The 23264-nt window shown below is 44.9% G+C and carries 29 protein-coding genes; 14 read left to right on the top strand and 15 right to left on the bottom strand.

The window, feature by feature from the left end:
• Window positions 1-79: 79 nt before the first annotated feature.
• Window positions 80-1615 (bottom strand): BCCT family transporter, encoded by a 1536-nt coding sequence (locus tag TCA2_RS16200; protein WP_047912760.1) that lies wholly within the window; start codon window positions 1613-1615, stop codon window positions 80-82.
• A 425-nt stretch (window positions 1616-2040) separates the two neighbouring features.
• On the opposite strand from TCA2_RS16200, the gene TCA2_RS16195 reads away from it, so the two are divergent.
• Complete coding sequence (locus tag TCA2_RS16195; protein ID WP_047912645.1) at window positions 2041-2910, top strand: helix-turn-helix transcriptional regulator; 870 nt, start codon at window positions 2041-2043, stop codon at window positions 2908-2910.
• Here the strand turns inward: TCA2_RS16195 and TCA2_RS16190 are convergent.
• On the bottom strand, window positions 2879-3562 hold the full coding sequence (locus TCA2_RS16190; RefSeq protein ID WP_047912644.1) for a hypothetical protein: 684 nt from the start codon (window positions 3560-3562) through the stop codon (window positions 2879-2881). The two genes, TCA2_RS16195 and TCA2_RS16190, sit on opposite strands and share 32 nt — an antisense overlap.
• A 276-nt stretch (window positions 3563-3838) precedes the next feature.
• On the opposite strand from TCA2_RS16190, the gene TCA2_RS16185 reads away from it, so the two are divergent.
• Both TCA2_RS16185 and TCA2_RS16180 read left to right on the top strand, forming a co-directional pair.
• Window positions 3839-4045 carry a helix-turn-helix transcriptional regulator gene (locus TCA2_RS16185; protein WP_047912643.1) on the top strand — a complete coding sequence of 69 codons (207 nt, stop codon included), beginning with the start codon at window positions 3839-3841 and terminating at the stop codon, window positions 4043-4045.
• Window positions 4042-4473 (top strand): hypothetical protein, encoded by a 432-nt coding sequence (locus TCA2_RS16180; protein ID WP_047912642.1) that lies wholly within the window; start codon window positions 4042-4044, stop codon window positions 4471-4473. The genes TCA2_RS16185 and TCA2_RS16180 overlap by 4 nt, the downstream gene beginning before the upstream one ends.
• A 75-nt stretch (window positions 4474-4548) precedes the next feature.
• Here the strand turns inward: TCA2_RS16180 and TCA2_RS16175 are convergent, their stop codons facing one another.
• The gene (locus tag TCA2_RS16175) at window positions 4549-5529 is read right to left on the bottom strand and encodes an alpha/beta hydrolase (RefSeq protein ID WP_047912641.1); all 981 of its coding nucleotides are present in this window, start codon (window positions 5527-5529) and stop codon (window positions 4549-4551) included.
• A 142-nt stretch (window positions 5530-5671) separates the two neighbouring features.
• On the opposite strand from TCA2_RS16175, the gene TCA2_RS16170 reads away from it, so the two are divergent.
• The gene (locus TCA2_RS16170; protein WP_047912640.1) at window positions 5672-6346 is read left to right on the top strand and encodes a class I SAM-dependent methyltransferase; all 675 of its coding nucleotides are present in this window, start codon (window positions 5672-5674) and stop codon (window positions 6344-6346) included.
• Window positions 6347-6429: 83 nt separating this feature from the next.
• Here the strand turns inward: TCA2_RS16170 and TCA2_RS16165 are convergent, their stop codons facing one another.
• The gene (locus TCA2_RS16165; RefSeq protein ID WP_047912639.1) at window positions 6430-7188 is read right to left on the bottom strand and encodes an SDR family NAD(P)-dependent oxidoreductase; all 759 of its coding nucleotides are present in this window, start codon (window positions 7186-7188) and stop codon (window positions 6430-6432) included.
• Between the two features lie 136 nt (window positions 7189-7324).
• On the opposite strand from TCA2_RS16165, the gene TCA2_RS26215 reads away from it, so the two are divergent.
• The gene (locus TCA2_RS26215) at window positions 7325-7735 is read left to right on the top strand and encodes an Rrf2 family transcriptional regulator (RefSeq protein ID WP_052512083.1); all 411 of its coding nucleotides are present in this window, start codon (window positions 7325-7327) and stop codon (window positions 7733-7735) included.
• A 168-nt stretch (window positions 7736-7903) separates the two neighbouring features.
• Here TCA2_RS26215 and TCA2_RS16155 read toward each other — a convergent pair whose 3' ends face one another.
• Window positions 7904-8452, bottom strand: a complete 549-nt coding sequence (locus tag TCA2_RS16155; RefSeq protein WP_047912638.1) for a TetR/AcrR family transcriptional regulator — start codon at window positions 8450-8452, stop codon at window positions 7904-7906.
• A 125-nt stretch (window positions 8453-8577) separates the two neighbouring features.
• On the opposite strand from TCA2_RS16155, the gene TCA2_RS16150 reads away from it, so the two are divergent.
• The 3 genes from TCA2_RS16150 to TCA2_RS16140 all read left to right on the top strand — a co-directional run bounded on the left by TCA2_RS16150 (window position 8578) and on the right by TCA2_RS16140 (window position 10649).
• Window positions 8578-9333, top strand: a complete 756-nt coding sequence (locus TCA2_RS16150; protein ID WP_047912637.1) for an SDR family oxidoreductase — start codon at window positions 8578-8580, stop codon at window positions 9331-9333.
• A complete protein-coding gene (locus TCA2_RS16145) occupies window positions 9302-9703 on the top strand; it encodes a hypothetical protein (RefSeq protein ID WP_052512081.1) in 402 nt (133 codons plus the stop codon). The genes TCA2_RS16150 and TCA2_RS16145 overlap by 32 nt, the downstream gene beginning before the upstream one ends.
• A 214-nt stretch (window positions 9704-9917) precedes the next feature.
• Window positions 9918-10649, top strand: coding sequence for a hypothetical protein (locus tag TCA2_RS16140; RefSeq protein ID WP_047912636.1), 732 nt, complete (start codon window positions 9918-9920; stop codon window positions 10647-10649).
• A gap of 155 nt (window positions 10650-10804) precedes the next feature.
• Here the strand turns inward: TCA2_RS16140 and TCA2_RS16135 are convergent, their stop codons facing one another.
• From TCA2_RS16135 to TCA2_RS16095, 9 genes are all read right to left on the bottom strand, one after another.
• A complete protein-coding gene (locus TCA2_RS16135) occupies window positions 10805-12295 on the bottom strand; it encodes an aldehyde dehydrogenase family protein (protein WP_047912635.1) in 1491 nt (496 codons plus the stop codon).
• A gap of 24 nt (window positions 12296-12319) precedes the next feature.
• Entirely contained in the window at window positions 12320-13408 is a 1089-nt protein-coding gene (locus TCA2_RS16130) for a 5-methyltetrahydropteroyltriglutamate--homocysteine S-methyltransferase (protein WP_047912634.1), read from the bottom strand.
• Window positions 13409-13585: 177 nt separating this feature from the next.
• Window positions 13586-14008, bottom strand: coding sequence for a VOC family protein (locus tag TCA2_RS16125; RefSeq protein ID WP_047912633.1), 423 nt, complete (start codon window positions 14006-14008; stop codon window positions 13586-13588).
• A gap of 43 nt (window positions 14009-14051) precedes the next feature.
• Window positions 14052-14477: an SRPBCC family protein gene (locus TCA2_RS16120; protein ID WP_047912632.1), complete on the bottom strand. Its 426-nt coding sequence runs from the start codon at window positions 14475-14477 to the stop codon at window positions 14052-14054.
• A 64-nt stretch (window positions 14478-14541) separates the two neighbouring features.
• Window positions 14542-15543 (bottom strand): sigma-70 family RNA polymerase sigma factor, encoded by a 1002-nt coding sequence (locus TCA2_RS16115; RefSeq protein ID WP_081872580.1) that lies wholly within the window; start codon window positions 15541-15543, stop codon window positions 14542-14544.
• Between the two features lie 98 nt (window positions 15544-15641).
• Window positions 15642-16007, bottom strand: coding sequence for a GntR family transcriptional regulator (locus tag TCA2_RS16110; protein WP_047912630.1), 366 nt, complete (start codon window positions 16005-16007; stop codon window positions 15642-15644).
• The gene (locus TCA2_RS16105; protein WP_047912629.1) at window positions 16007-16660 is read right to left on the bottom strand and encodes an ABC-2 transporter permease; all 654 of its coding nucleotides are present in this window, start codon (window positions 16658-16660) and stop codon (window positions 16007-16009) included. Before TCA2_RS16105 ends, TCA2_RS16110 begins: the two co-directional genes overlap by 1 nt.
• Window positions 16653-17507 carry an ABC transporter ATP-binding protein gene (locus TCA2_RS16100; RefSeq protein WP_047912628.1) on the bottom strand — a complete coding sequence of 285 codons (855 nt, stop codon included), beginning with the start codon at window positions 17505-17507 and terminating at the stop codon, window positions 16653-16655. Before TCA2_RS16100 ends, TCA2_RS16105 begins: the two co-directional genes overlap by 8 nt.
• 107 nt (window positions 17508-17614) lie before the next feature.
• Window positions 17615-18064, bottom strand: a complete 450-nt coding sequence (locus TCA2_RS16095; RefSeq protein ID WP_047912627.1) for a MerR family transcriptional regulator — start codon at window positions 18062-18064, stop codon at window positions 17615-17617.
• 183 nt (window positions 18065-18247) lie between these two features.
• Here TCA2_RS16095 and TCA2_RS16090 point away from each other — a divergent pair, with 183 nt between their 5' ends.
• From TCA2_RS16090 to TCA2_RS27230, 5 genes are all read left to right on the top strand, one after another.
• Entirely contained in the window at window positions 18248-19099 is an 852-nt protein-coding gene (locus TCA2_RS16090; protein WP_047912626.1) for an aldo/keto reductase, read from the top strand.
• Window positions 19100-19411: 312 nt separating this feature from the next.
• Window positions 19412-19822 (top strand): nucleotidyltransferase domain-containing protein, encoded by a 411-nt coding sequence (locus TCA2_RS16085; protein ID WP_047912625.1) that lies wholly within the window; start codon window positions 19412-19414, stop codon window positions 19820-19822.
• The gene (locus TCA2_RS16080) at window positions 19815-20222 is read left to right on the top strand and encodes a DUF86 domain-containing protein (RefSeq protein ID WP_047912624.1); all 408 of its coding nucleotides are present in this window, start codon (window positions 19815-19817) and stop codon (window positions 20220-20222) included. Before TCA2_RS16085 ends, TCA2_RS16080 begins: the two co-directional genes overlap by 8 nt.
• Before the next feature lie 124 nt (window positions 20223-20346).
• Entirely contained in the window at window positions 20347-20613 is a 267-nt protein-coding gene (locus TCA2_RS16075) for a BrnT family toxin (RefSeq protein ID WP_047912623.1), read from the top strand.
• Between the two features lie 2 nt (window positions 20614-20615).
• Window positions 20616-21305, top strand: a complete 690-nt coding sequence (locus TCA2_RS27230) for a CopG family antitoxin (protein WP_193746064.1) — start codon at window positions 20616-20618, stop codon at window positions 21303-21305.
• Window positions 21306-21599: 294 nt separating this feature from the next.
• Here the strand turns inward: TCA2_RS27230 and TCA2_RS26210 are convergent, their stop codons facing one another.
• Entirely contained in the window at window positions 21600-22208 is a 609-nt protein-coding gene (locus tag TCA2_RS26210; RefSeq protein ID WP_052512079.1) for a hypothetical protein, read from the bottom strand.
• Window positions 22209-22386: 178 nt separating this feature from the next.
• Here TCA2_RS26210 and TCA2_RS16060 point away from each other — a divergent pair, with 178 nt between their 5' ends.
• Complete coding sequence (locus TCA2_RS16060; protein WP_047912622.1) at window positions 22387-23106, top strand: MerR family transcriptional regulator; 720 nt, start codon at window positions 22387-22389, stop codon at window positions 23104-23106.
• The last annotated feature ends 158 nt before the right edge of the window (window positions 23107-23264 follow it).

The following is a 23264-nucleotide window of genomic DNA, read 5'->3' as shown; positions in this document are numbered from 1 at the left end:
ACAAAAGGCACCCGAGCGGGTGCCTTTTGTACGTTGTGCATTCTTTTTGCGAAACCTTAGAAGATCGTTCTATAGAATGCTATGTCGATTGATTTGTTGTTGTCAGCTTCTTATTGCTTCTGATCTGTCCAATTCCCAGTTCTCTGGCCTCTTGATTCAGCGATTTAAGGAAGCTGATAACCATTAAGCCCATAACGATGGAGAATGGAAGTGCGGCTATAATCATTGTGTTCTGAAGCGCCTGCAGTCCTCCGGAATAGAGCAATGCGAGCGCAGTAATGGCGAGAAAGATCCCCCATACCACTTTAATCTGCGCACTCGGATTCTGGGAACCGTTCGTTGTCATCATACCGAGAACAAAGGTGCCTGAATCAGCCGATGTCACAAAGAACGTGACAATAATAAGAATAGCGAGAATGGACAACGCCATGCTGAATGGGAAGCCTTCTAGGACACCAAATAGAGATTCTTCCGCTGTTAAGGAAGAGATCGACAACGCCCCGGACACTTCGGTCATAATCGCTGCGCTGCCAAAGGTCGTAAACCATACGAAGCCAATAAGGGAAGGCACCAGCAGAACGTAGATAACAAACTCACGAATGGTTCTGCCCTTGGATACTCTGGCGATAAACACACCAACGAATGGAGACCAAGCAATCCACCAAGCCCAGTAAAAAATCGTCCAGCCATTAATCCAGCTTCTCGCATCTTCATTGAGCGGAGCAATTCGAAAGCTCATGTTGATGAAGTTCTGTAAATAACCTCCGATGGTATCCATGAGCAGATTCAAGGTGAATACAGTCGATCCCAAGAAGAACACGATTAGAAAGAGGACGAATGTCAGTCCCATATTTAAATTACTAAGGATCTTAATCCCTTTGCTAATACCTGTAAGCGCAGATAGCATAAACAGAATCGTCAGAACGACGATAATGATCGTCTGAATCATATTATTGCTCGGTGTCCCGAACAAATAGGAGAGTCCCCCATTGATTTGTGTTGCACCAAAGCCCAATGTCGTTGCAACACCGATGACGGTGGAAATTACAGCGATCACATCAATGATCTTACCCACGATTCCATCGGCATGTTTACCAATGAGGGGCCTTAATGTACGGCTGATTAAGCTGAGCTCGCCTTTTCTGAAGGTAAAGTAAGCAATGACGAGGGCAACACAGCCATAAATCGCCCAGGCATGAATACCCCAGTGGAAAAAGGTAAACCGCATGGCGTCTTTGATGCCTTGATCTGTGCCAAGCTGGCCTGTAGGCGAGCTAACCGCATAATGGCTTATCGGTTCTGCCGTGCCGTAGAAGATCAAGCCGATGCCGACTCCCGCACTAAATAACATAGCAAGCCAGGTCGGGCGTGAGAATTCCGGCTTATCCTCCTGCTTGCCAAGCTTGATTTGACCGACTGGACTGACCAGCAAATATATGCACACGCCCACAAACACAGTAACGATTCCTAGATAGTACCAGCCGAATTTATCTGTGATAAAATTTTGTGCGGTGGTCGTGATGCTCTCCAGCGATGCAGGCATCAGTATTCCCATTAGAATTAGAACTACCAGTATTGCAATTGAAGCATAAAAAACAGTTGAAGCCTTCTTCATATCAAACATACAACTCCCCATCTTTGATTTTGTCGCGGTGGGTTTTTTTGCGATTGAAAACATTATAGAAATGCTGAACCCAAGTAAGTAAGAAGCGTTCCTGAGGATACCAACCAATCCTTGAAGTGGACATGCAGAATCGTTCTTTTTCGAGGCACTTTATTAGTGTAACAATAATAATTACATGAGACACATGCGATATTCACGCCTCAAGCGAATTAAACACCTCTTAACCAAGCTAAGGGCTGTTGAACCTGCTAACTCTCATAAATACTCCCTTAGAAGTTGTATTCGGCCATATTTGAGCAGATCGAACGTCCAAATTGGAAGTTATTTGAATCAATTAAAAGGATGGTGTGTATCCCTCCGGCTACGTTATACTTACTACAAAATGATCAAAGAACACCTGAGCAAAGGAGCTATTCATGGACCATTATGAGGCAGTAGAAAGGGCGTTAATTTATATCGAGGGACATCTGCATGAGCATTTGTCCGTGGAATCTGTTGCAGCCTCCTTGAACATATCAAAGTACTACTTCCACAGGCTGTTCTCTGCAATGATGGGCTGTTCGTTAAATCAATACATTTTATCCAGAAGATTGAATACCTCTGTTACGTTGATACAAAACCATAACATGTCTCTAACGGACATCGCTTATGAGCTCAGCTTTGGTTCCCAAGCCTCCTTTACCCGTGCTTTCAAACGTCATTACGGTGTAGCTCCCCGCTCACTGAGAGCAGGAACTCAACCAATTTCACCAACTCCTGTCCCTGCAGTTGTCAAAAGACCCATTAAAAACATCAACGGTGATATCGTTACCGACTTTACCCTCATCGAATTAGATGCGATCCAGCTCAGCGGCATTGCCTTTGAGGTAGATTTAGCCATAGCCGATTATAAAGAGCGAATTCGTGAGCATGCCGGGCTATTATTAAGTCAGATTAATGAGAGCATAAGTGGCCCCTGCTATGTCATTTACTCTAACTGCCAGCCTAACTCCACCCAGTTCAAGGTTCTGTTTGGAATTCCGTGCGATATTCAAATCAATAAGCCCTTTTATTTTACGGTCAATGTACCTCAGATTTTTTGTGCCCGGTTCAAGTACTTCGGAGACCTGCTTGAGATTGGTAGTGTGCTCGAAACGGACTATGCCAGATTTCTAAAGATCTCCAGACAAGAAGCTGAGCAATCCGATATCGAACTCGTACAAGTATTTGATGACGTCCACAATCTCGATTCGAGCTACCACATCTATGCCCCCATCAAAAAGCTTCCTGCCGATTCAGAATGTTAGACTGGACATAGAGCGCATATCCCAGCCATATCAGGGCTACTCCCATGGGCAATGCCATCATTCGGTCCAGCGGGTGAGGGATGATTGAAGTGGCGAGGGTCGCTGCGGAAGCACAAGCAAGCAAAATACCTGCCATGCGCGGCAGAACTCTGGCCCGAAATATGGCGATGCCAAGCAGCAGTCCACCCAGTATATACATGCCGCCCGCTAAACCGGCTAGTGCCGGAAAAATTCCGAGATGAGCCGTACTCTCCGTTCCATCAAATATACCCAACATCCCTTCTACAAATGTTCCGGCATCCGCTGTAAGCAGCGGCATAACAAAGGCTTCGATGAAGCTGAAGGCGAATGATATGAGCCAAAATAGACCGAACAGCAGAATACCGATCAGACCAAGCCACCCCGCTTCTTTTACCTGCCTCATGTAAACCCCTGTCATTCCGATCAGGCTGGAGAGAGACATGACAAGAGTTAAGCATGCAACCATGACCCAAGAACTGGAGTTCACAGAAGACAGATCATCCGGCGGGTGAATGAACTGAATGACGATGTATAGAAGTCCTGCCACCACTGCTGATAAGCCCGCCACGCGGAAAATGCCCTTAGCTGTCAGGCCTCGGTTCATTTTCTTTTTGTTGTGCTTGTTACTCATGTTTTTTTACCTCCATTCGAATTCTGATGTCGTTGACTACCAACAGCTACAACGTAACACCCTCCGATTTCTTTTACTTCTCACATCTTGCTGTAATTCAAAAGAGCACCTCTCTCGAGATGCTCTCTTAAATGATAAGACTCAGGAATAAAACTCAGGAATGTGGCGGATAGGTAACTGTACCTCAATCATAATGGAAAGCACGCTTTACATTGCTCGCCTTGTACGATATACTCTCCATATGTAAAGCTGACTTTCCATATGGAGGGCAAACACATGAATAACCGTTTAGAAGAAATCCGCAAGCAGCGCGGAATTAAGCAAGAGGAATTAGCAGCAGCTCTTGAAGTATCACGGCAAACGATCGGTTCTCTGGAGAACGGCCGTTATAACCCATCGATTCTGTTAGCGTTCAAGATTGCTCGTTATTTCGGTATGCATATCGAAGAAATTTTCATTTATGAGGAGGATGAGAAGGCATGAATAAATTGGTTTCGTCTTATATTTTTACCGTCTTAGGCATAGGGATGCTCGCAGGCGGTCTGTACTTCATCAAAGCATTTGAAGATCCAGAAGGTATGCTGCGAGCATTGCCTTATATTTGTGTAGGAGTGGGCTGTGTTCTTTTTGGTCACGGTATAGGAGAAGTCATCCTCCAACATGCAATGAAGCGGGCACCCGCCGCTGCTAAGCAGCTTGAGATTGACCAGAACGATGAGCGCAATCTGGCGATCGCCAACCGGGCAAAAGCAAAAGCGTACGATATGATGACCTTTGTATTTGGAGCGCTAATCTTAGCCCTATCCTTGATGGGTATAGATTTAATCATATTATTGCTATTGATATTTGCGTATCTGATTATCCTTGTGAGTAACAGTTATTACCGCTTCAAGTACTACAAAGAGATGTGATGCAACTCCAAAAAGCTGTCCTTCAAGTCATAACGAATGAATGACTTTTCGGGGACAGCTCTTTATGATTGAGGATTAGCCAGACTTCGGCTGCTCTGCAAAATAATGCGCTACCGCATGCTTATATGCATTCAGGTAAAAAGACACGGCCTGCTTACTTACCTCTGCATTGGCGTTAATGATGTCGAAGCCGTGATAGCAGCCTTTAAACAATGTAAACTCGACAGGTACGCCCGCCTTCCGCAGGTCCTCCACGTACTGAATCGTTTCATCACGGAATGGTTCGATATCTCCGACAAAAGTAACCGTTGGCGGCAGATGACTGTAATCACGCGCTCTTGCAGCGGCCGCGTATTCCGGTACATCTCCCTCATAGAGATTGCCAAGATACAGCTTCCATGCCCATCGATTGTAGTCCGAATTCCAGATTGGCGCATTGTTCGCTTCAGCCGATTCCTTGTCCATTCGATCATCAAGCATAGGGTATAGCGGCATTTGGAAGGCGATACTGACCTCTCCCCGGTCTCTTGCATACAGCGAAAGTGCTGCCGTCAGACCACCTCCTGCGCTCTCTCCGCCAACCATAAGCTGGTTGCTTCTGATGCCGAGCTCTTCAGCGTTGAGCTTGAGCCATAGAAGCGTGTCATAACAGTCATCTAGAGCAGCCGGGTACGGGGCTTCAATGGACAGGCGATAATCCGGCGCCACTACAACACAAGGACTGGCATGAATCAGCCGCCCGTATGCTTGCCCGAACAACTCTGGATTACCCATTGCATAGCCGCCTCCGTGAATCCACAGCACACCAGGAAGAGGACTTGAGTGATCCAGCGGTTTATAGATTCGGATTCGCAGCTTCGAGCCATCCCGTCTCGTTATCCACTCTTCACGGCAATCTAATCCCTCAATATTTTTGCCAATGGACCGATCCGAACGCTTCTTCGACTTGTGCATGGCTCTTCTCCAGCTGTCTTCATCCTTCGATCTCATCAGCCTGTCAATCAACCTTCCTCTGAAGCGAAGCTGCTTGTCAATCATCTTGGTCGTTACTTTCATCTGCAATCCTCCCAATATCCTACGATTATGATAACAATCTGTTAGTTATAGTGATTTCCTATGGCCTTTATACGATTTATATATTTCACCAATTATAACGTTACTCGCTACAATGAAGTAAATCGTTTGAGGAGGTCGTGTTATGGAATTATCCGTGAAGAAGCTTTTTGATGCCGTTGCCCGTGACTATGATCGGGAGAGAAAACATCTTATCCCTTGTTTCGAGGATTTTTATGGGATGGCTCTATCCTTGGTTGAAAGCCGCAGTGACTCTCCAAAGATCCTTGATCTTGGTGCAGGTACCGGGTTATTTTCTAGCATGGTCTGCCAAAAGTACCCTAACTCACAGATTACACTGGTGGATTTAAGCGAAAAAATGTTGGAGGGCGCACGGAAGAGATTTCACCAGAAAGAAAATATCCACTATGTGGTTGGGGACTATTCGAGCCTCAAATTCTCTCAAAACTATGACATCGTCATCTCTTCGTTATCGATACATCATTTGACTCACACCGCCAAAAGGCAATTATTCTCTACAATACATCGGCTATTAAATGACGGCGGGATTTTTGTAAATGCAGATCAAGTAGCAGGTAATACTCCGCAAAACGATGAATTGTTCAGACGACGCTGGCTGGAGCGTATTAACGAAAGTGGACTCAGCAAGGAAGCGATCGACGCATCCATAGAGAGAAGAAAACTGGATATCAATGCAAAACTAGTGGATCAGATCCTGTGGATGGAGCAAGCGGGATTCCAAGATGTAGATTGTATGTATAAGCATTTGGATTTTGCCGTATTTTTCGGAAGAAAATGATTACGACACAAAAAAGATGAGATCTTTTCGATGTAGAAAACTCTCATCTTTTTTGCAGGTATACACCGTTTATAAATTCGTCTCTACTTGGAACTCCAGCCACCATCAATGATTAGCTCTTCACCCGTAACAAATTTGGATTCATCTGATGCTAAATATAAATAGCCATTCGCAATATCCAGCGCTTCCCCAGCAAATGGCGGTAAAGGAATTGTACCTTCAAATGCTTTTCCTAATACTTCACGCGATGTTACCCCATGACGCTGGGCTGCACCTGTTAAGATTGCACCAGGATAGATAGAATTCACACGAATATTATCTTGTGCAAAGTTAATGGCGGCATGCTTGGATAATGCTCTTACGCCGCCTTTTGCCGCAGCATAAGCAGCAGCTCCATTATCTGCGCTGCCGATAATTGCGGATAATGACACACAGTTAACAATTGACCCTCCACCGTTATCCTGCATATATGGAATGACAGATTGCATTCCTAAGAATACAGACGTTAAATTTAAGTTAATGGAACGATTCCAGCCATCTAATGTCTCTTCTAAAAGTGTTTTATGGAACGATACACCCGCATTGTTAATCAGAATATCTATTTTCCCGAAGGCTTCTTTTGCTTCAACCATTACACTTTTCCATTGTTCTTCCGAAGTAACATCTAATTGGGCACATAAAATCTCACCCTCTATGGATGCTGTCACTTCTTTCAATTGATCGAACGCGATGTCCGTCGCAACCACTTTTGCTCCTTCTTTTGTGAATAATTCTAGAGCCGCTAATCCCATTCCTGAAGCAGCCCCTGTAATAATAGCAACTTTATTCTCTAAACGAGCCATGATGTAACCTCCCCAGTTTTAATTGTGATATAATTTCACAATTAAAACTTAACAAATCGCAGCACCTTACGTCAATTGATTTTTCTTTAATTTACTTTGATACATTGCTAAAATGAATGAGATAGGAAGTGAAATCATGGACAGCCTCTTACAATTGAGCTACTTAGGTAAAACAAACTTCATCGTAGCCATTAAGTCATTAGCGATATTAGCAGATAAAGACGATTTAGTCACAAGCAATGCATTAACTGAGATATTAGGCATCGAATCCAGCTTTATTCGAAAAGTGATGGCTAAATTAATGCGCGAACACATTGTCGAAGGATTTGGAGGACGTTATGGTGGATATAGACTCCTAGTCAACCCTGAGGAAACCACCTTATATGATATATATGTTGCAATAGCAAAGGACGCACATTCCAATGATGTCGTGAGTGAAATTGATAACATGGATCAGTTCATCTTAGACATCATCCTAGAATCGCAGCAAAAAATAAAAGAAGTTTTAAGTGCGCATTCTATTTCTGACCTGGCAAATGGGAGGTAGAGCTCCCCTTCTAAGTCACCACCAATTATGAAACTGATGTAAACCAGATTATTCCCTTCGGATTCATTGATAAGATTGCCATTAACACTTGCGAAAGAGCCATCCGGTACAGGATGGCTCTTTAATTTTGTCTATACTGTTGTATCTTACAGGATATGTGCAGTTCCGCTATGCCATAATCCCCGCTTCAATCAGCTTCCAAACTGATTCAAACTCTGCTCTGAAGTCAATCCTCAGCCAATTATCTGCATAAGCCGGTGCGGAGAAATAAGAGAACGCCAGCAAAATAGCCTGCAGCTGCTGAACGTCTTCTATGCCGCTCGCTGCCTTCAGACTGCCCAATAAATCGCCAATGTGCCGAACGAGCACCTTAGGATTCCCATCGATATAAGCCGTATATAGCTTAAACATTTCTGTCTCACGCATATAAGCTTCATATTTCGAATGACTTAATTCCCATAACCAGTCGTGCACGATGTCCTTCGTAGATGAGTACTTGTCCGTATTGAATGGGAACAGCCCCGCCAGTTCATGGTCCAGCCAGGATAATGCAAGCTCGGTCCACAGCTCTTCCTTGCCCGAGAAATACTTGTAGATCGCGGCGTGCGTGGTCCCCAGCTCAGATCCAACCTTGGACAGATTCACTTTCTCCATGCCGTATTCAACGACCATTCGATGTGCGGTTTGTAAAATGAGTTCTCTGCTTAAATTTTTCATAATTGTATTATACAGATTGGCAATAGAGGTTACAACTATTGATTTTTGTAACTCGGCATTGTATGCTTAGTTTGCTTGGTTGTTACAAAATTAAAAAAATGTAACTTGAAAAGGAGAATCATTGGATGAAGCTTTCTAAGCGTACCATTATTGTGACAGGCGGTACTTCCGGTATTGGTCTTGCCTTCGCCTTAGAGTTTATGAATCGCGGCAATAGAGTCATTGTCATCGGTCGGAATCAGGCAACCCTTGATCAAGTTACCAGTAAACATAAGGGGCTCATCGGACTGCAAGGTGACGTCTCTAATGCAAACTCCGTTCGTGAAATGGCTGCATTCATACGTGACCGCTACCCAGAAGCCTCGATCTTATTTAACTCAGCTGGTATTATGCGCGCATTCGAATTGATGGACGACAACCTCGATTTGGAGCGAACGACCGCAGAGGTGGATACGAATTTAAACGGGACCATCTGGATGACAGAAGCTTTACTCCCTCAATTGAGCAGGCAGGACGAAGCCATGATTGTCACTGTAAGCTCCGGTCTGTCCTACGTCTCTTCGCCCGCTCATCCGGTCTACTCGGCTACGAAGGCAGGAGTGCATATGTTCACCAACGCACTGCGAATCCAGCTCAAGAAGTCTGGAAGAAACGTTCATGTGATGGAGCTTGTCCCGCCTCTCGTTGCGGAAACCAGTCTCCAACCGGATATGCACAGCAGCGGCCCTATTCCCAACATGAGCCTAGATTCACTAGTGAAGCACGGAATCCATGGGATGGAGCAGAATAAAAAAAGGGTCGTCCCGGGCTTCTCCAAATTTCTACGCTTTGCCGGCAGATACTTTCCAGATGCCCTTTCGAAGAAAATTGCGCGGGGATGAAACAGCCGTACTTCAAATACTCAATCGTCAGCCCTCCTGTGCCACAAATACGATTCGCTCTTCCGGTGGAGGTGTTGGCGATCCGCTCATTCCTGAGTTTCAGGACTTTAAAGCCTTAACTAACGGATGCGAGCCGAGTCTCGTACATATCAGTGAAGAAGTTTATGGTTTCCCCGTAGATACGATCAATATTCCGATTACCCAGCACATCTCGAACGAGCTTATCGATATGGTACAGCACGTAGCGGCACATGCTGAGGAGCTACAGGCCACAAGCGAGCAGATTCTAGAGAACAGCAAGCTTGCTGTGGAGAATGCAGGGAAGGTCTCTCAGGTCTCCAGTCTAATCTGGGAAATTTCGGAACTATGAGAAAATGATGGGCGTCTCTGGGAATTTGATTAAATACTCGGTAGAATAATACCGCCTGGCCTCAAAATAGAACAATACATAGAACAGCGATCCTCCATGGGAGAATCGCTGTTTTTTTTATGCCCGATGGAGATCATTCTTTACAAAAAATGTGATAAGCCATAATCAAACGATGATAATCTACAAAGAATTAATTCAGATGAGGTGAACATTCATGAACTATGAGACATACGCTTCCGATCTGCAACGACGATGGAATCAAGATATGAATAATAGACCGGAGGAATGGGTCGTTTCGGAGAGTTTATCAGCCAAAATTACGCAAGAAGGACAAATGAACGATTTTTACGGTGCTACCTCTGTTATCACATTATCTGAATCGGATCGTCAAAAGTGCCGGGTCGCGCAGGAACGGCTGCTTGGCGTGTTGGAGCATCAACTCGTGAAACTCGAGCCTGAAACCTTCCATTTAACGATCCATTCCTTCAGCAATGTCAATAACACACCGGGTGGCAAGCAGGTGATTCAGGAGAAATTAGCTCAGCTTGAAGAAGTCATTGCGGCAGAATTCCGGAGCATAGCCGCACTATACGGAGGGCAGCGTATTCGGATGCGTTCTCTTGGAGTAAGTACCAGCGGCAAAGATGTCATTAGTATTAAATATGTACCCGCATCCAAGGACGATTACGAGATATTAACCGATTTATACAATCGTATGGAGAAGATCTTTCCAGAATACAGGTCATATGTGCCGCATGTATCGCTTGGATACTTCAAACTGAAGAAGCTAGAACAGGCAGAAATCGCCTTGTTATATGATACGCTGGAGCGTATGTGCAAGGAGCTCGACTTGGATATCGTTCTGGATGTCGATCGCTTCGTCTATCAGCATCATTTTCATATGAACGACTTTCGGGATGTTTTTAGCATTCAAGAGTATAAGTGACCTGGGACCGGTACGCTTACTTAAATGACTTTCAAGAATTGCTGAGGTAATCAGGGCATTTGCAATATGGTTTCTTTTAATTCCAAGAAAAAGGCGCCCATTAGAGCGCCTCTTCAAAAAATCATTTACTATATCGAGGATGTACGTTATAAAGACTATTCCGGTATATAAGGGAGATCCAGTGCCTTCGGTACGTTGATGACATGTGTTTCCGTATAAGTGAGGATGCCTTCCTCGCCATATTCGCGGCCAACGCCGGATTGTTTGACGCCGCCAAAAGGGAACCTTACATCGAGCCCTTGCACAGCAGCTGTATTGATCATTGTCGTACCTGCTTCGAGCCTGCGTGCCACCCGAATGGCATCTTCTTCTCTTCCCCAGACAGAGCTCGTGAGTCCATAGATGCTCTCATTATGCAATGCAATAACCTGCTCTTCATCGTCAAAGGGCAGGATCGGTACCGTAGGACCGAACTGTTCCTCTACCACAATTGGATCACGATAGTCACAATCGAGCACAAGGGTCGGCTGCAAGTAGTAGCCTTCATCAATCCGCTTCTGATCGAGAATTTGTCCCAGAGGAATGACTCTCGCTCCGCGTTTCTTCGCATCTTCGACCAGGCCCTCCACATATTGTTTCTGCTTCAGGTTATTGACCGGACCGACCGTCGTATTCGGATCAAATGGGTCTCCGATTCGAATCCAGCGATTGGCGGCCTCTATATATTTGTCCACGAAGGCATCATAAATCGAACGATGAACATATACACGTTTGGCAATCATGCAGATCTGGCCTGTTGTCAAAAAGTTAGAAACGACAATTCGGCGCATGGCCCGCTCATCGTTAACATCAAAGCCTTCCAGGAAGATCGCCGCATCGTTGCCGCCGAGCTCAAGCGTCATATGCTTAATCGTTTCCGAAGCAGCCTTCATAATATGCTTCGCTGTTTCGGTTCCGCCTGTAAAGGCAATCTTGGCGACAAGAGGGTTCGAGGTCAGTTCAATACCCACATCGGATTCACCATGAACGACGTTGATCACACCAGCCGGAAACTCACCCGCAATGATCTCTGCCACTTTGGTTGCTGCCAGTGGGGCAAATGGACTTGGCTTCAGCACAATTGTGTTGCCGGCAAGTAAGGCGGGAGCGATCTTAATCGTGGACAGCGCAATGGGATAGTTCCATGGGCTAATCGCCGCCACCACACCAATGGGATCATGGGATATGATCGTTTTACCCGTCTCATGGTCTTTAACTTCTTCCTGTAGAACCGACTTGGCCTGATCACAGGCAAATTCCATCCACATCAATGCAACATACATTTCACCATGGGCATCATAAAGCGGCTTGCCGTGCTCTCTAGACAGCAATTGGACAATGTCATTCTCCGCTGCTCTAACTTTCTCAATCGCCTTGCGCATGCGAGTAATGCGCTCGTCAATTGCACTCTGCTTCCATGCTGTAAAAGCCTCTGCCGCCGCCTCAATCGCTTCAGCCGCTTGCTCTTTTGTGGTGACCGGGAAATAGCCCACTATTTCAGTTGGGTTTGCCGGATTCTCTTTTGCTGATTGGGAAATGGATTTTACTCGTTGACCCTTAATGAAGTTCTCAACTACAATCGTCTCTTGGTCCGCTTGAATTGTCATGTTCAATCCCTCCGTTGTATGGATCTATGAATTCCAAACTTCGTCGGCAATTTCTTTCACGAAACGAAGTTTACGCCATTGTTGTTCTTCTGTTAAGATATTGCCTTCTTCTGTAGACGAGAAGCCGCATTGCGGGCTCAAACATAGCTGTTCAAGCGGTACATAGGTCGCCGCCTCTGCAATCCGCGCTTTAATTCGTTCCTTGTCTTCTAATTCACCTGATTTTGATGTGATTAAGCCGAGTACGACTTTTAAATCTTTACGATTCACATATTTTAATGGCTCGAATCCACCTGAACGCTCGTCATCGAATTCCAGGAACAGCCCGTCCACGTTTAATCCTCCAAATATGACTTCAGAAGCGTAATCATAACCGCCGGTTGAGAAATAATTGGATTTATAATTACCACGGCAAATATGCATCGTCACCACTAAATCCTCTGGTTTATGAGCCAAAGACTCGTTAATCATCCGCTGCATAATTTTCAGCTCTTCTGCCGGATCCCAGCCTTTTGCACGCAGCTTATCGTGACCTGCTTCAGAGAACAGATCTGCCCAGGCTGTATCATCTAATTGCAAGTATCGGCATCCTGCATCATAGAAGGCTTGGATCGCTTTTTGATAGGCCGTGATGGTGTCCTGAAGGAACGATTCACGGTCCTTATAAATTTCGTCATTGTATTCCACACGATACAGAAGCATATTCGGGCTAGGAATGGTCTGTTTTGCCACTGTGTCACCCGCGTGCTTTTTCAAAAACTCGAAATGCTGAATAAACGGATGCGTCGAGAAATCCACTTTACCGACAATGCGAATACCGCCTTTGCGAGTTACCATGTTGTGAAATTTCAGTCCCGCTATTTCTTCGAATAACTCTACTCCATCCAAGCCGCCGAGAAAATCAAAATGCCACCAGCTTCTGCGGAACTCGCCGTCCGTTACGGCTGCTATGCCATTCTGCTTCTGCTTCTCAATAATACGGATGATCTCATTATCTTCCACTGCCGTTAATTGTTCATATGTGATATTGCCTGATTTATATTGCTCACGTGCCTGAGTTAAGTTGGCAGGACGTAAAAAGCTGCCTACATGATCATTACGAAATGGAATCATAGATGTCTCTCCTTCAACGCTATAATCTATTGAATATATCACGATTGAATAGATTGCATGTTATATGTAAAACGTATGGCTAGCTATAGCTTTTAGTAATAGCCGAGTCCTTCCCATCTGGACGCAAATGTGCAGAAAAAGAGCCGCACCAATGTTGGGCGACTCCTTGGCCATCATTTAGTTTTGAAATTCCGTGAAAATTTGAAAGGTTATGCCGAATTTATCTGTCACATCACCAAAACCAGGACTAAAAGGCTCTTCCTTAAACGGAATATTGACTTGACCGCCTTGCTGCAGTGCGTCATAGATTCGTTTCGATTGTTCCACCTCATTCGATGTAATGCAAATGGTTACCCGCTTTCCATCGGCAATAGGCGAACCCCATGGAGCATCGGAAAACATAAGTTCCGATTCACCAACCTGCAGCTTTGCGTGTGCCACAAGGCTCTTGAAATCATCGGTAAATGTACTTGGCATATCCGGCATTTCACCGTACGTAATGAGCGAGAGAACCTTGGCACCGATGGCTTGTTCATAGAACTGGATGGCATCCTTCGTGTTCCCCTCCAGCGTAATATACGGGGTTAGTTTTGAAGTCATACATACTACCTCCTTGGATTTGGACGATATTCGAACGAACCGCCTAGGATCGCTCCGTGTACGCCTTGAAATTGTCCATGATCGCTTGCCAGCCGGCTTGCTGGAACTCGGCCGGATTCGTGCTTTCGGGGTCAAACGTTTCCACGACCTTCGTTTCGCTGCCTTGCTCCATAAAGGTGATCTCGACTTTTCTCCCATCTCCTAACGTATATGAAATCAACTCATGCGTTTTCACTTCATCATATACACCGGCAAAATCAAACCCCATGCTGCCATCCTTCGCTTCCATTCTGGTCAGAAACTTGCCGCCCGTCCGCAAATCATTCTCCGCATTCGGCACATGCCAATCCTCAGAAGCTTGATTCCACTTCATAATGTGTGCCGGCTCCGTCCAGCAGCTCCATACCTTTTCCATTGGTGCTTGAATGACGGCCTGAACCGTTATTTTCGTTCCATTACTTGTTCCCATTTTGAAGACACCTCTTATCGTTTTTTTGTTATTCAATGATATAGACGTTATGGGGCCTCAAAATTCATCGGTCTATCTGCTCAGGAAGCCCAAATCGTGAAAATAATTTGGTATTAATGAAATTTTGGACATGCCTTATCTTCCCATCTTGGGCTTCAATGACGTGAATTCCCCAAGGGATCAGGACGGACGCATCAGGACTTGGCATATACTGTGCATAAGCAGGATAGCCGCCGTTTACTGTAATCGGCAGGAAGCGTGAGCCTTCGCAATGACCTCGTGTCAGCGAGAAGAACTTGAACAAATCGTCCTTGCCGCGCACCCACATCGGGAAAGGCGGCATCGACATGCAGCCCTCCTCATGGAATAGCGCGACTAGCGCATCGACATCGAATTGTTCAAAGGCGTCCACATACCGTGACAGCAGCTCGCGATCCGGCTGAATCTCCATCCGGCTAAGCTCTTCGGAACGGAGCTGGGTCCTGTTCATCGTCTCCCTGGCTCTTTGCAAAGCGCTGTTGACGGCCGCTGGCGATAAACTCAACGCTTCAGCAATCTCTTTAGATGACCAGTCAAATACATCCTTCAGAATAAGTACGGCACGCTGGCGAGGCGGTAAGGTTTGAAGTAGTGCAATGAAGCAGAGCTGTAGAGTATCTTTGCGAATGAAAGCTTCTTCGGGATTCCCCCCCATATCAGGAGCAATCCATACCCATGAGGAGTCGGGCAACGTTTCGTGGGGTTCAATGATGGAGGCCGCCGGTTCGGAGAGATCAACGGGCAGCGCACGGCGTTTAGCTTGTCTCAGCTTGTCCAGACATAAGTTCGAGGCGATGCGATAAATCCAGGTTTTATACGATGATTCCTGCCGGAATGAGTCCCTGCTCTGCCATACACGGATGTATACCTCTTGAACAGCATCGTCCGCATCATCGATGGATCCCAGCATTCTGTAGCAGAACGACGTTAACGCCGGCTTTAAATTTTCTAATACTTGCAGATCCAATGTCATCTCGCTCATAGCAGACTCCTTTTGACAGGTGGTATTTTGGATATATTTGGTCATAGTTTAACACAGGAGCGTCTAGCAATCACCCTTCCATTCTTGTAAATAAATCGCGAAAAAAAGCGAAAGGGGAGCTGTTACTATAGCTCCCCTTTCGCCTAATATACCTTCTTTAACATCTCAATCACATCATCCAGGGTAAGGCCGAAGGATTTGTAGTAGGAGGTGTCAAGAAGCATTTGTTTAAGGATCATTTCATTGCGAATTTGTAATTTCCGATCGGAGGACAGGTCGGCGACAAAACAACCCTTTCCCGTAATGGTATGGATAAGCCCAGATCTCTCTAATGCTTCCCAAGCCTTTTTGACGGTAATCACGCTGATGCTCAGCTCCTGAGCCGCTTGTCGGATCGGTGGAAGACAATAGCCGTTTTCCAATTCTCCTTTCAAAATCTGGGCGCTGATTTGCTCAAAAAGCTGCTGGTAAATCGGTTTGTCAGATGTGTTAGAGATCGCGATGTTCATTAAGTTTCCACTTGGAGGAATCGTTTGACCCCGAGCCGATGGGCAATGACGGAGAGCGCCGCGAAAATTACAATTCCAGTGATCAGGATGAAGGCTTGGAGCGTCACTTGCTGCGCATCGGTGCCGTAGAACACATCATTAACAACCAGGCTTTGAATGCCGAGCATTTGTGCGATTCCGGCGAACAGCATGGCGGCCATAACAGCGGCGAGCAGCGCCCAGCCGAATTTATATGCCGTCTTATAAAACATCGGAATAAAGATGAGGTTAAAGATCGCAAGCATAACAAGGTTTAACCCCCAGAAACCCATGTTGGGCGGGAAGAAATAATACGTTACGTCCGGATATAAGTTCATCGAAATGGCGCCGAAGATCGCGGCAATCATGATATGCAGCAGCTCTAAGCCCACCACAAGTGTTACTCTTGCCTTTACCATATCTCGTTTGGAGACAGGCATCACCGACGTGAACATCAAATCGTTTTGCGCTTTAAATTGGTTGAACACATTCGGAATCGTGATCCAGCAGAAATACAGCGGGACAATAAAGTAAATCCAACCGGGAATGAACATTAAGGTGCCAAACAAGAAAGGAAACAGAAAGAAAAAGGGGGGCACGGCCAACCTTACATCCTTCATCACCAGGTTATACATACATTTCCTCCTTCTTCGTAAAATAGACCATGATCTCCTCAAGGCTCGGCGTGGAAGCCTTCATGTTCCAGGAGGTATCGAAGTCTCTCGCGAGAATCAGCCCCGTAAATCCAAATGAATTCATCTTATAAGAGATCAATCTGTCCTTCACTTGGTTCAGTTGAGTTGCAGCACCATTTAGAAGAAGATAGGATTCTTTGAACTCTTCCTTCTCACCACTGTGGACGATTTGTCCATTGACAATGAAGGTTATATAATCCGCGCACTTCTCCAAATCTGAAGTAATATGCGTCGAGAACAAAATGCTGATCTCGCCATCAGCGACGAGTCCTTGGAAAATATCCAACAGTTCGTTCCTTGCAACCGGGTCAAGCCCGCTTGTCGGTTCGTCGAGAATGAGAAGCTTTGCCCCATGGGACAAGGCAATGGCAATACTGTATTTCACCTTCATTCCCGTCGATAGCTCGGCAATCCTTTTGTTTTCATCCAGCTTGAATTTCTGAAGGTAATTGCGGTACGTTTTCTCGTCCCAATTGGCATAGAACTTCTTGATCACGTCGGTCAGGGTCTTCAATTTGCTTCGGGTATAGAAGTCTACACCGCCCATGGCGTACCCAATTTCCTGCTTCAGCTCAAGTTCGTGCTTGGCCATATTTTTGCCGAATACGCGAATTTCCCCGCTATCCATGCGGGTCATATTCAAGATTGATTTTATTGTCGTGGTCTTTCCTGCGCCATTCGCACCAATAAAACCCATAATGTAGCCTTTCTCCAATTGAAACGATACATTTTTAAGTTGAAAATGGGGGTAACTCTTATTTACGTTTCGAATGTCTAATGCAAGCACTACTTACATCCCTCCTCACCAAATTGTGTATATCGTGTATTCACAATATATCTTGTGCGAATTGGTCTTGTCAATACCTGCCATAAAAATAGGCGCTCATAACGATCTCAGGCCTTACGAACTGAGCGCGAGTAAAACACGTCTCCATGCATATGCTGAATTCTATCCCAGTGGGCGGGATTCGTCGTGTCTGGAGAGCGGTTCTCCAGGATGGCCTGGTACAGGTCAGTCTTCTCTTCCAAATGGGCAACGTGCTGCTTGGCTTCTTCGAGCTTAGCCAGCGCAGCTTCTTTATGCTCCATCATGAGTCTGTAGCGTTGTGGAATGCTGGAATCCCCCTCGAGACATAAATCGATATACATTTTAATGACATCGATCGGCATCCCGGATTGCTTGAGACATTTAATACCATGCAGCCAGTTAATCGATTCTTCGTCAAATAATCGAATATTATTCTCATTGCGCTGTACGCTTGGCACCAGACCTTTATCCGTGTAAAAGCGCACCGCGTGCTCAGTGAGTCCCGTAATCTGAGCGGCTTCTTTGACCGTATACATGTTGGATTCCCCCTTAGATAAAAAAAGAAATAATAGCCTCTTGCCTTCGTGTTACACGAAGGTACTAAACTCATTGTAATGCAACTGAGCCGTAATCGGAATTCCCACTCCAGTCTGCGATGTTCCGGGATACGTACCGCGCACCAGTTGCTGTAATACATTTGATAAATTGGAGGAATTACAATGCAAACTGTAACTTTAAACAACGGTGTGAAAATGCCGATTCTAGGCTTCGGTGTCTACCAAGTTCCTGATGCTGATGAGTGCGAGAACGCAGTGTACGAAGCTCTGTTGGCCGGTTACCGCTTGATCGACACCGCCGCCGGTTACCTTAACGAGGAAGCGGTCGGACGCGCAATTAAGCGCAGCGGTGTACCGCGTGAGGAGCTGTTCATTACGACCAAGATTTGGGTTCAGGATGCCGGCTACGAGAGTGCCAAGCTTGCGTTTGCAAAATCACTGAAGAAGCTGCAGCTCGACTATCTCGATCTGTACCTTATTCACCAGCCGTTCGGCGACTACTACGGCACATGGCGCGCGATGGAAGAGCTGTACCGCGAAGGAAAGATCAGGGCGATCGGTGTAAGCAACTTCCTGCCCGATCGTCTGATGGACCTCATTGTACATAACGAAATCGTGCCCGCAGTTAACCAGATTGAAACGCACCCGTTCTACCAACAGACTGAGAGTGCTGTTTTCTTAAAAGAGCAGGGCGTGCAACACCAGTCGTGGGCGCCGTTCGCTGAAGGGCTCAACAACATGTTCGGCAACGATGTACTGGCCTCAATCGCAGAAAGACATAACAAGTCCGTCGCCCAGATCGTATTGCGATGGCTTGTTCAACGAGGAGTTGTTGTCATTCCAAAGTCGGTACGAAAAGAGCGAATCATCGAAAATTTCAACATTTTCGATTTTGAGTTGAGCGCGGACGACATGGAACGCATTTCCACCCTCGATACTCGGGAGAGTCTATTCTTATCGTACCGCGATCCCGGAGTCGCCAAGATGATGGGCAACTGGAGAGTCGAACTGTAAACCTTGGTCCGGTTTCTCCACAGCTATTTATCGCTTTCAGATGTCTTAAACTTGGGTACACTTTAAGGAAACTGTATCCACGATAAACAGCCAAGATGACGGGAGTTTGTACTTTGTATCAGCTTCCGTAGACCGGAGAAGCGTTATTTATAACAAGAATTGAAAGGCCATCCATGGTGGGATGGCCTTTTCGCCGCAAAAATCCATAGCTTTAAGTAATAGCTAATCCACTCTAATGAGTCTAGTATTACCCAAGTATAAGTGCGCATTTTTCATATAAAATATATAATACGAGAAAGGAAGGTGATCCGCATGCTAATCGAAGAGTTACAAAAGAAGTTAGTGGATAAAATCATTCTAGAGACAAGTCCCGCCTTCGTCATTCTATTTGGTTCTTTCGCTAGAGGCACAACTCATGATGAAAGTGATATCGATCTGGCTTATTTCAGTGACAAGCAGCTATCACCTTATGAACGTTTTGTACTTGCTTCTGAGCTAGCGGCTATTGCGAATCGAGAGGTCGATTTAGTCGACATTAAACAAATTGATACCGTGTTCAACATGCAAATTTTTGAGCAGGGCATTCCAATCTATATACATAACGAGAATGAATTTATACGCCAAAAAATGCGTGCCTATAGCATGTATGCTACGTTAAGCGAGCAGCGAGCAGCGATCATCGATGCGATTAAAGAGAGAGGAAGTGTATTCGGCAATGAATGATGTTATTTTAAATAAAACGGCGACAATCGAGCGTTGTGTTAGGCGCATTCATGAAGTTTACGAGGGCAATCCTGCAAACCTAACGGACTTTACGAAGCAGGATAGCATCATTCTGAATATTCAACGTGCTTGTGAGGCAAGCATTGATCTGGCCATGCATATTGTCAGCAATCGTAAGCTGGGCGTACCAAAAGCGAGTCGTGACGCATTTAAACTGCTGCTAGACGCCGGATTAATTGAAGATAGCTTAGCAAAGACCATGATGAATATGGTCGGATTCCGAAATATTGCTGTGCATGACTACCAAACGTTAGAGCTTGAGATTTTAGAGGCGATTATAGAGAAGCATGTTGATGATTTTAAAGTTTTTACGAAGGTGATATTAAAATTAGAGGAATAAACTTTATTCAGCTATTTCACAAAAATTTTAATTGATAGGCCGCTTCAGAAGTCAAACCTTTTTTGAATAAAATGGGTTGCAATTGTATATATGAAATAATATGTGTGTTGTTAGGAGAATCTAATTGTCACAATTCATATGGGACGAAGAAAATATTCAACACATCGCACGTCATAATGTTGAACCATTTGAAGCGGAAGATGCTTTGATGGACCCGCAGCGTATTAAATTTTCAGCTCATAGTGGAAACATGGGGATTATTGGATCAACAGAAGATGGAAGACGATTGGTCGTGATTTATATTAAGAAAATGATGGGGAAACTACGAGTTGTAACTGCAAGGGATGCTACCGAAACTGAAGCCAAAGCTTATAGAAGGAGGAATCGATAATTATGAAGATTATCACGTCAAGAGACCAGATTCCAGAACATATGAGCGATGCGGAAGCAGCGGAATTCTGGTCAAATCATTACATGAGCGACGAATTGTTGGAATCTTCCATTATAGAGGAAGAGGATTATGATTTGCCAAGAAGAAAATCTTTGGCTATTTCTGTCCATCTAGACGAGGACTTGATCCAACGTATCCGTACTTTGGCTAAGCAGAGAAACAAAAGTTATCAGACCCTTATAAAAGAATTTTTGATTGAGCGTACCTATGAGGAAGAAAAAAAGACTCCTGCTCTTAGAGAGGAGAACCCGATTTCCCCTACAACTTTGGATCAGTTTCCTTTAGAACGACAATTGGAGATTGTGTTCGGAGAATTAAAGGAGGAGCTGTCCCAGTTGGTTTCGGGGACTATTTTTGTACTGATCCGGAACAATGGTGTTGCGAAGTTCGGTGTTCGAACCCTGCCTTCAGAAAAAAATAACAACCAAGTCGATGTACAGACGCAAGGCTTGACAGAGATACAGCAGCGATCATTATTTAAACAAGTAATTGAAGCTATTAAGTACAAAAAGAATTGGACGAATGGAGAAATTCTTTTTAACTTCACCTTACAATACAACGAGCCGCGTCTAAGTGTTCAATTTGAATCAATCTACAACATATCGAAACAACTCAAATTGAAATCTACTTAATTTTGAAATCACCTGAAATAAAGAAGCACTGACGTTAAGTATTACTTGTCAGCCTCCGTTAGGGAAAATACTAAGATGCATTATTATTTTTCAGCCCCTTCCGCTAGAACCACGGAAGGGGCATTTACTTTCTCTACGACGGAGAGATCCTGGCCACGGCAAATTGATCGCCGACACGGTACCGAACACAAAGTTTGTCCTGTTGCCGTCCGTTCACCTCTCGAATATCGAGTACCAAGATGAATTCCTGAGTACCGTGTTGGAATTCTTGCAATCGAATGAATGTTTAATTCTTTAGGCTAATCCATTATCATCTCTTTCCTTTAATGCTTCTTCAATCTCCGATGTTAGAACCGCTAATTTTTCCTTATCCGAAACATTCAACTCGACCTTGCTGCGATTAAATACCGACAATGCCTTAGCTGCTATTTCGGGACTTTCCTTCGAATGCAGCAAGTCGTAAATAACCGCGAACGACTCGGCAAGCTGTTCGTTATCAAGCGTACGCATTGTGATCGTATCTCCATTGTTGGGTGTGCCGAAATAAAATGTATTACCTGAAGGGTCACAAAGAGTAAACCGCCTGTCCTCTTTTAATTCTCTCACCTTCGAAATGCGGGGAAATCCTGTTCGCAGAACTTTTCCCCATGCGCTTTTCATATTGCCGCAGAACTCCGCATTCAAGCTGTCGGCGTCTTCAACCTCAATGAACACCATGCTCGCGTTGGCGCTGGGATCATTTTTTTTACTGCCCCAAAAAAGTAAGTTTATATCCTCGTAGCGTACAGCGGCATACGCATATGGGGCTTTATCCTTAGCGGTTATTGTAAAGCCGATGCTCTCATAAAACTCACACTGTTCATCAATGCTCACGCAAGGCAATATAGGAATGATTTTGCTCAAATTATCTCCTCCAGTTTTACGCCGAAGTTCGGCATTCTTGGTTTTTTGATTTACACTCCTATCGTACAATATTAATGCAAATGATTAGGTTTGAATAAATCAGCCTTTATAATATAGGCTATAATTAAATGAAGTGGTCATGTGCTTTAAGGTTGAATTACAAGGGGTTGAAAGTTTGATGAATGGCCGTGATATAGCTAAAAAGTTGAATATCAGCACGAGCGCATTGAAGCATTACGAAGCATGGGGGTTAATTCCTACAGTCGAAAGAGCATCGAATGGTTACCGAATATATACACAGGAGCATGAATCGTATTTCCAATGTATTCGCGCCTTAAAATCAGGATTTGGTATGGATTTGGTCAAGGAAGTCATGCCACGCATCGTCAAGGGGGAGAGACTTGATGCTCTATGGTTAATTAATAAAGCACAAGTGGACCTGCATGCCGAGAAGCTAACGGTTCAAAGAACAGTCGAGATGCTTGATTTAAGAGAGCTTACTGATCTTCCACTCAACCGCAGCAAACCGTTTTTTACGATTGGAGAAGTGGCGAGAGAGGCCAACATATCTGCATCCGCAATTCGACATTGGGAGAAAGAAGGATTAATTAAATCTGAACGGCACAAAGAGAGCGGGTTTCGCATTTATAGCCCGTCCGATGTCCGAAAGATTCTGATCATTCGTACCGTTCAGAGAGTGGTTTATTCCTTGGATGTTGTTCGTGAAGTATTGTCGGATCTTGATAACCATAACGTTGCTCAGGCTAAAGAAATTGCTCTTAAGTCTTTACAATACATTGACCATACACTCGTAGAGCAAGTACGAGGAATTTTTTATTTGCAGAAGCTTTTTGACATTCTTACTAACCGTGCCTCAGCATCGGTAAATTCAAACTAAATTTTGCTCTACTTGTGAGAAGGTTCAGCTTAACGGTCATACTCCGAAGCTCTTCGAGCAATTGTATTAGTTCCCGTTTTTCCATCCGCCACCCTCCTCTCATCTGCTCAAGAAAGCATCGGTAGACGCCAAAAACCAAGGAGCTAAGCGAGAACATA

The organism is Paenibacillus sp. TCA20 (genome assembly GCF_000732325.1).
Lineage (GTDB): Bacteria > Bacillota > Bacilli > Paenibacillales > Paenibacillaceae > Paenibacillus > Paenibacillus urinalis.
The sequence above is the reverse complement of the archived record's forward strand: the minus strand, read 5'-3'. Positions and strand labels throughout refer to the sequence as shown.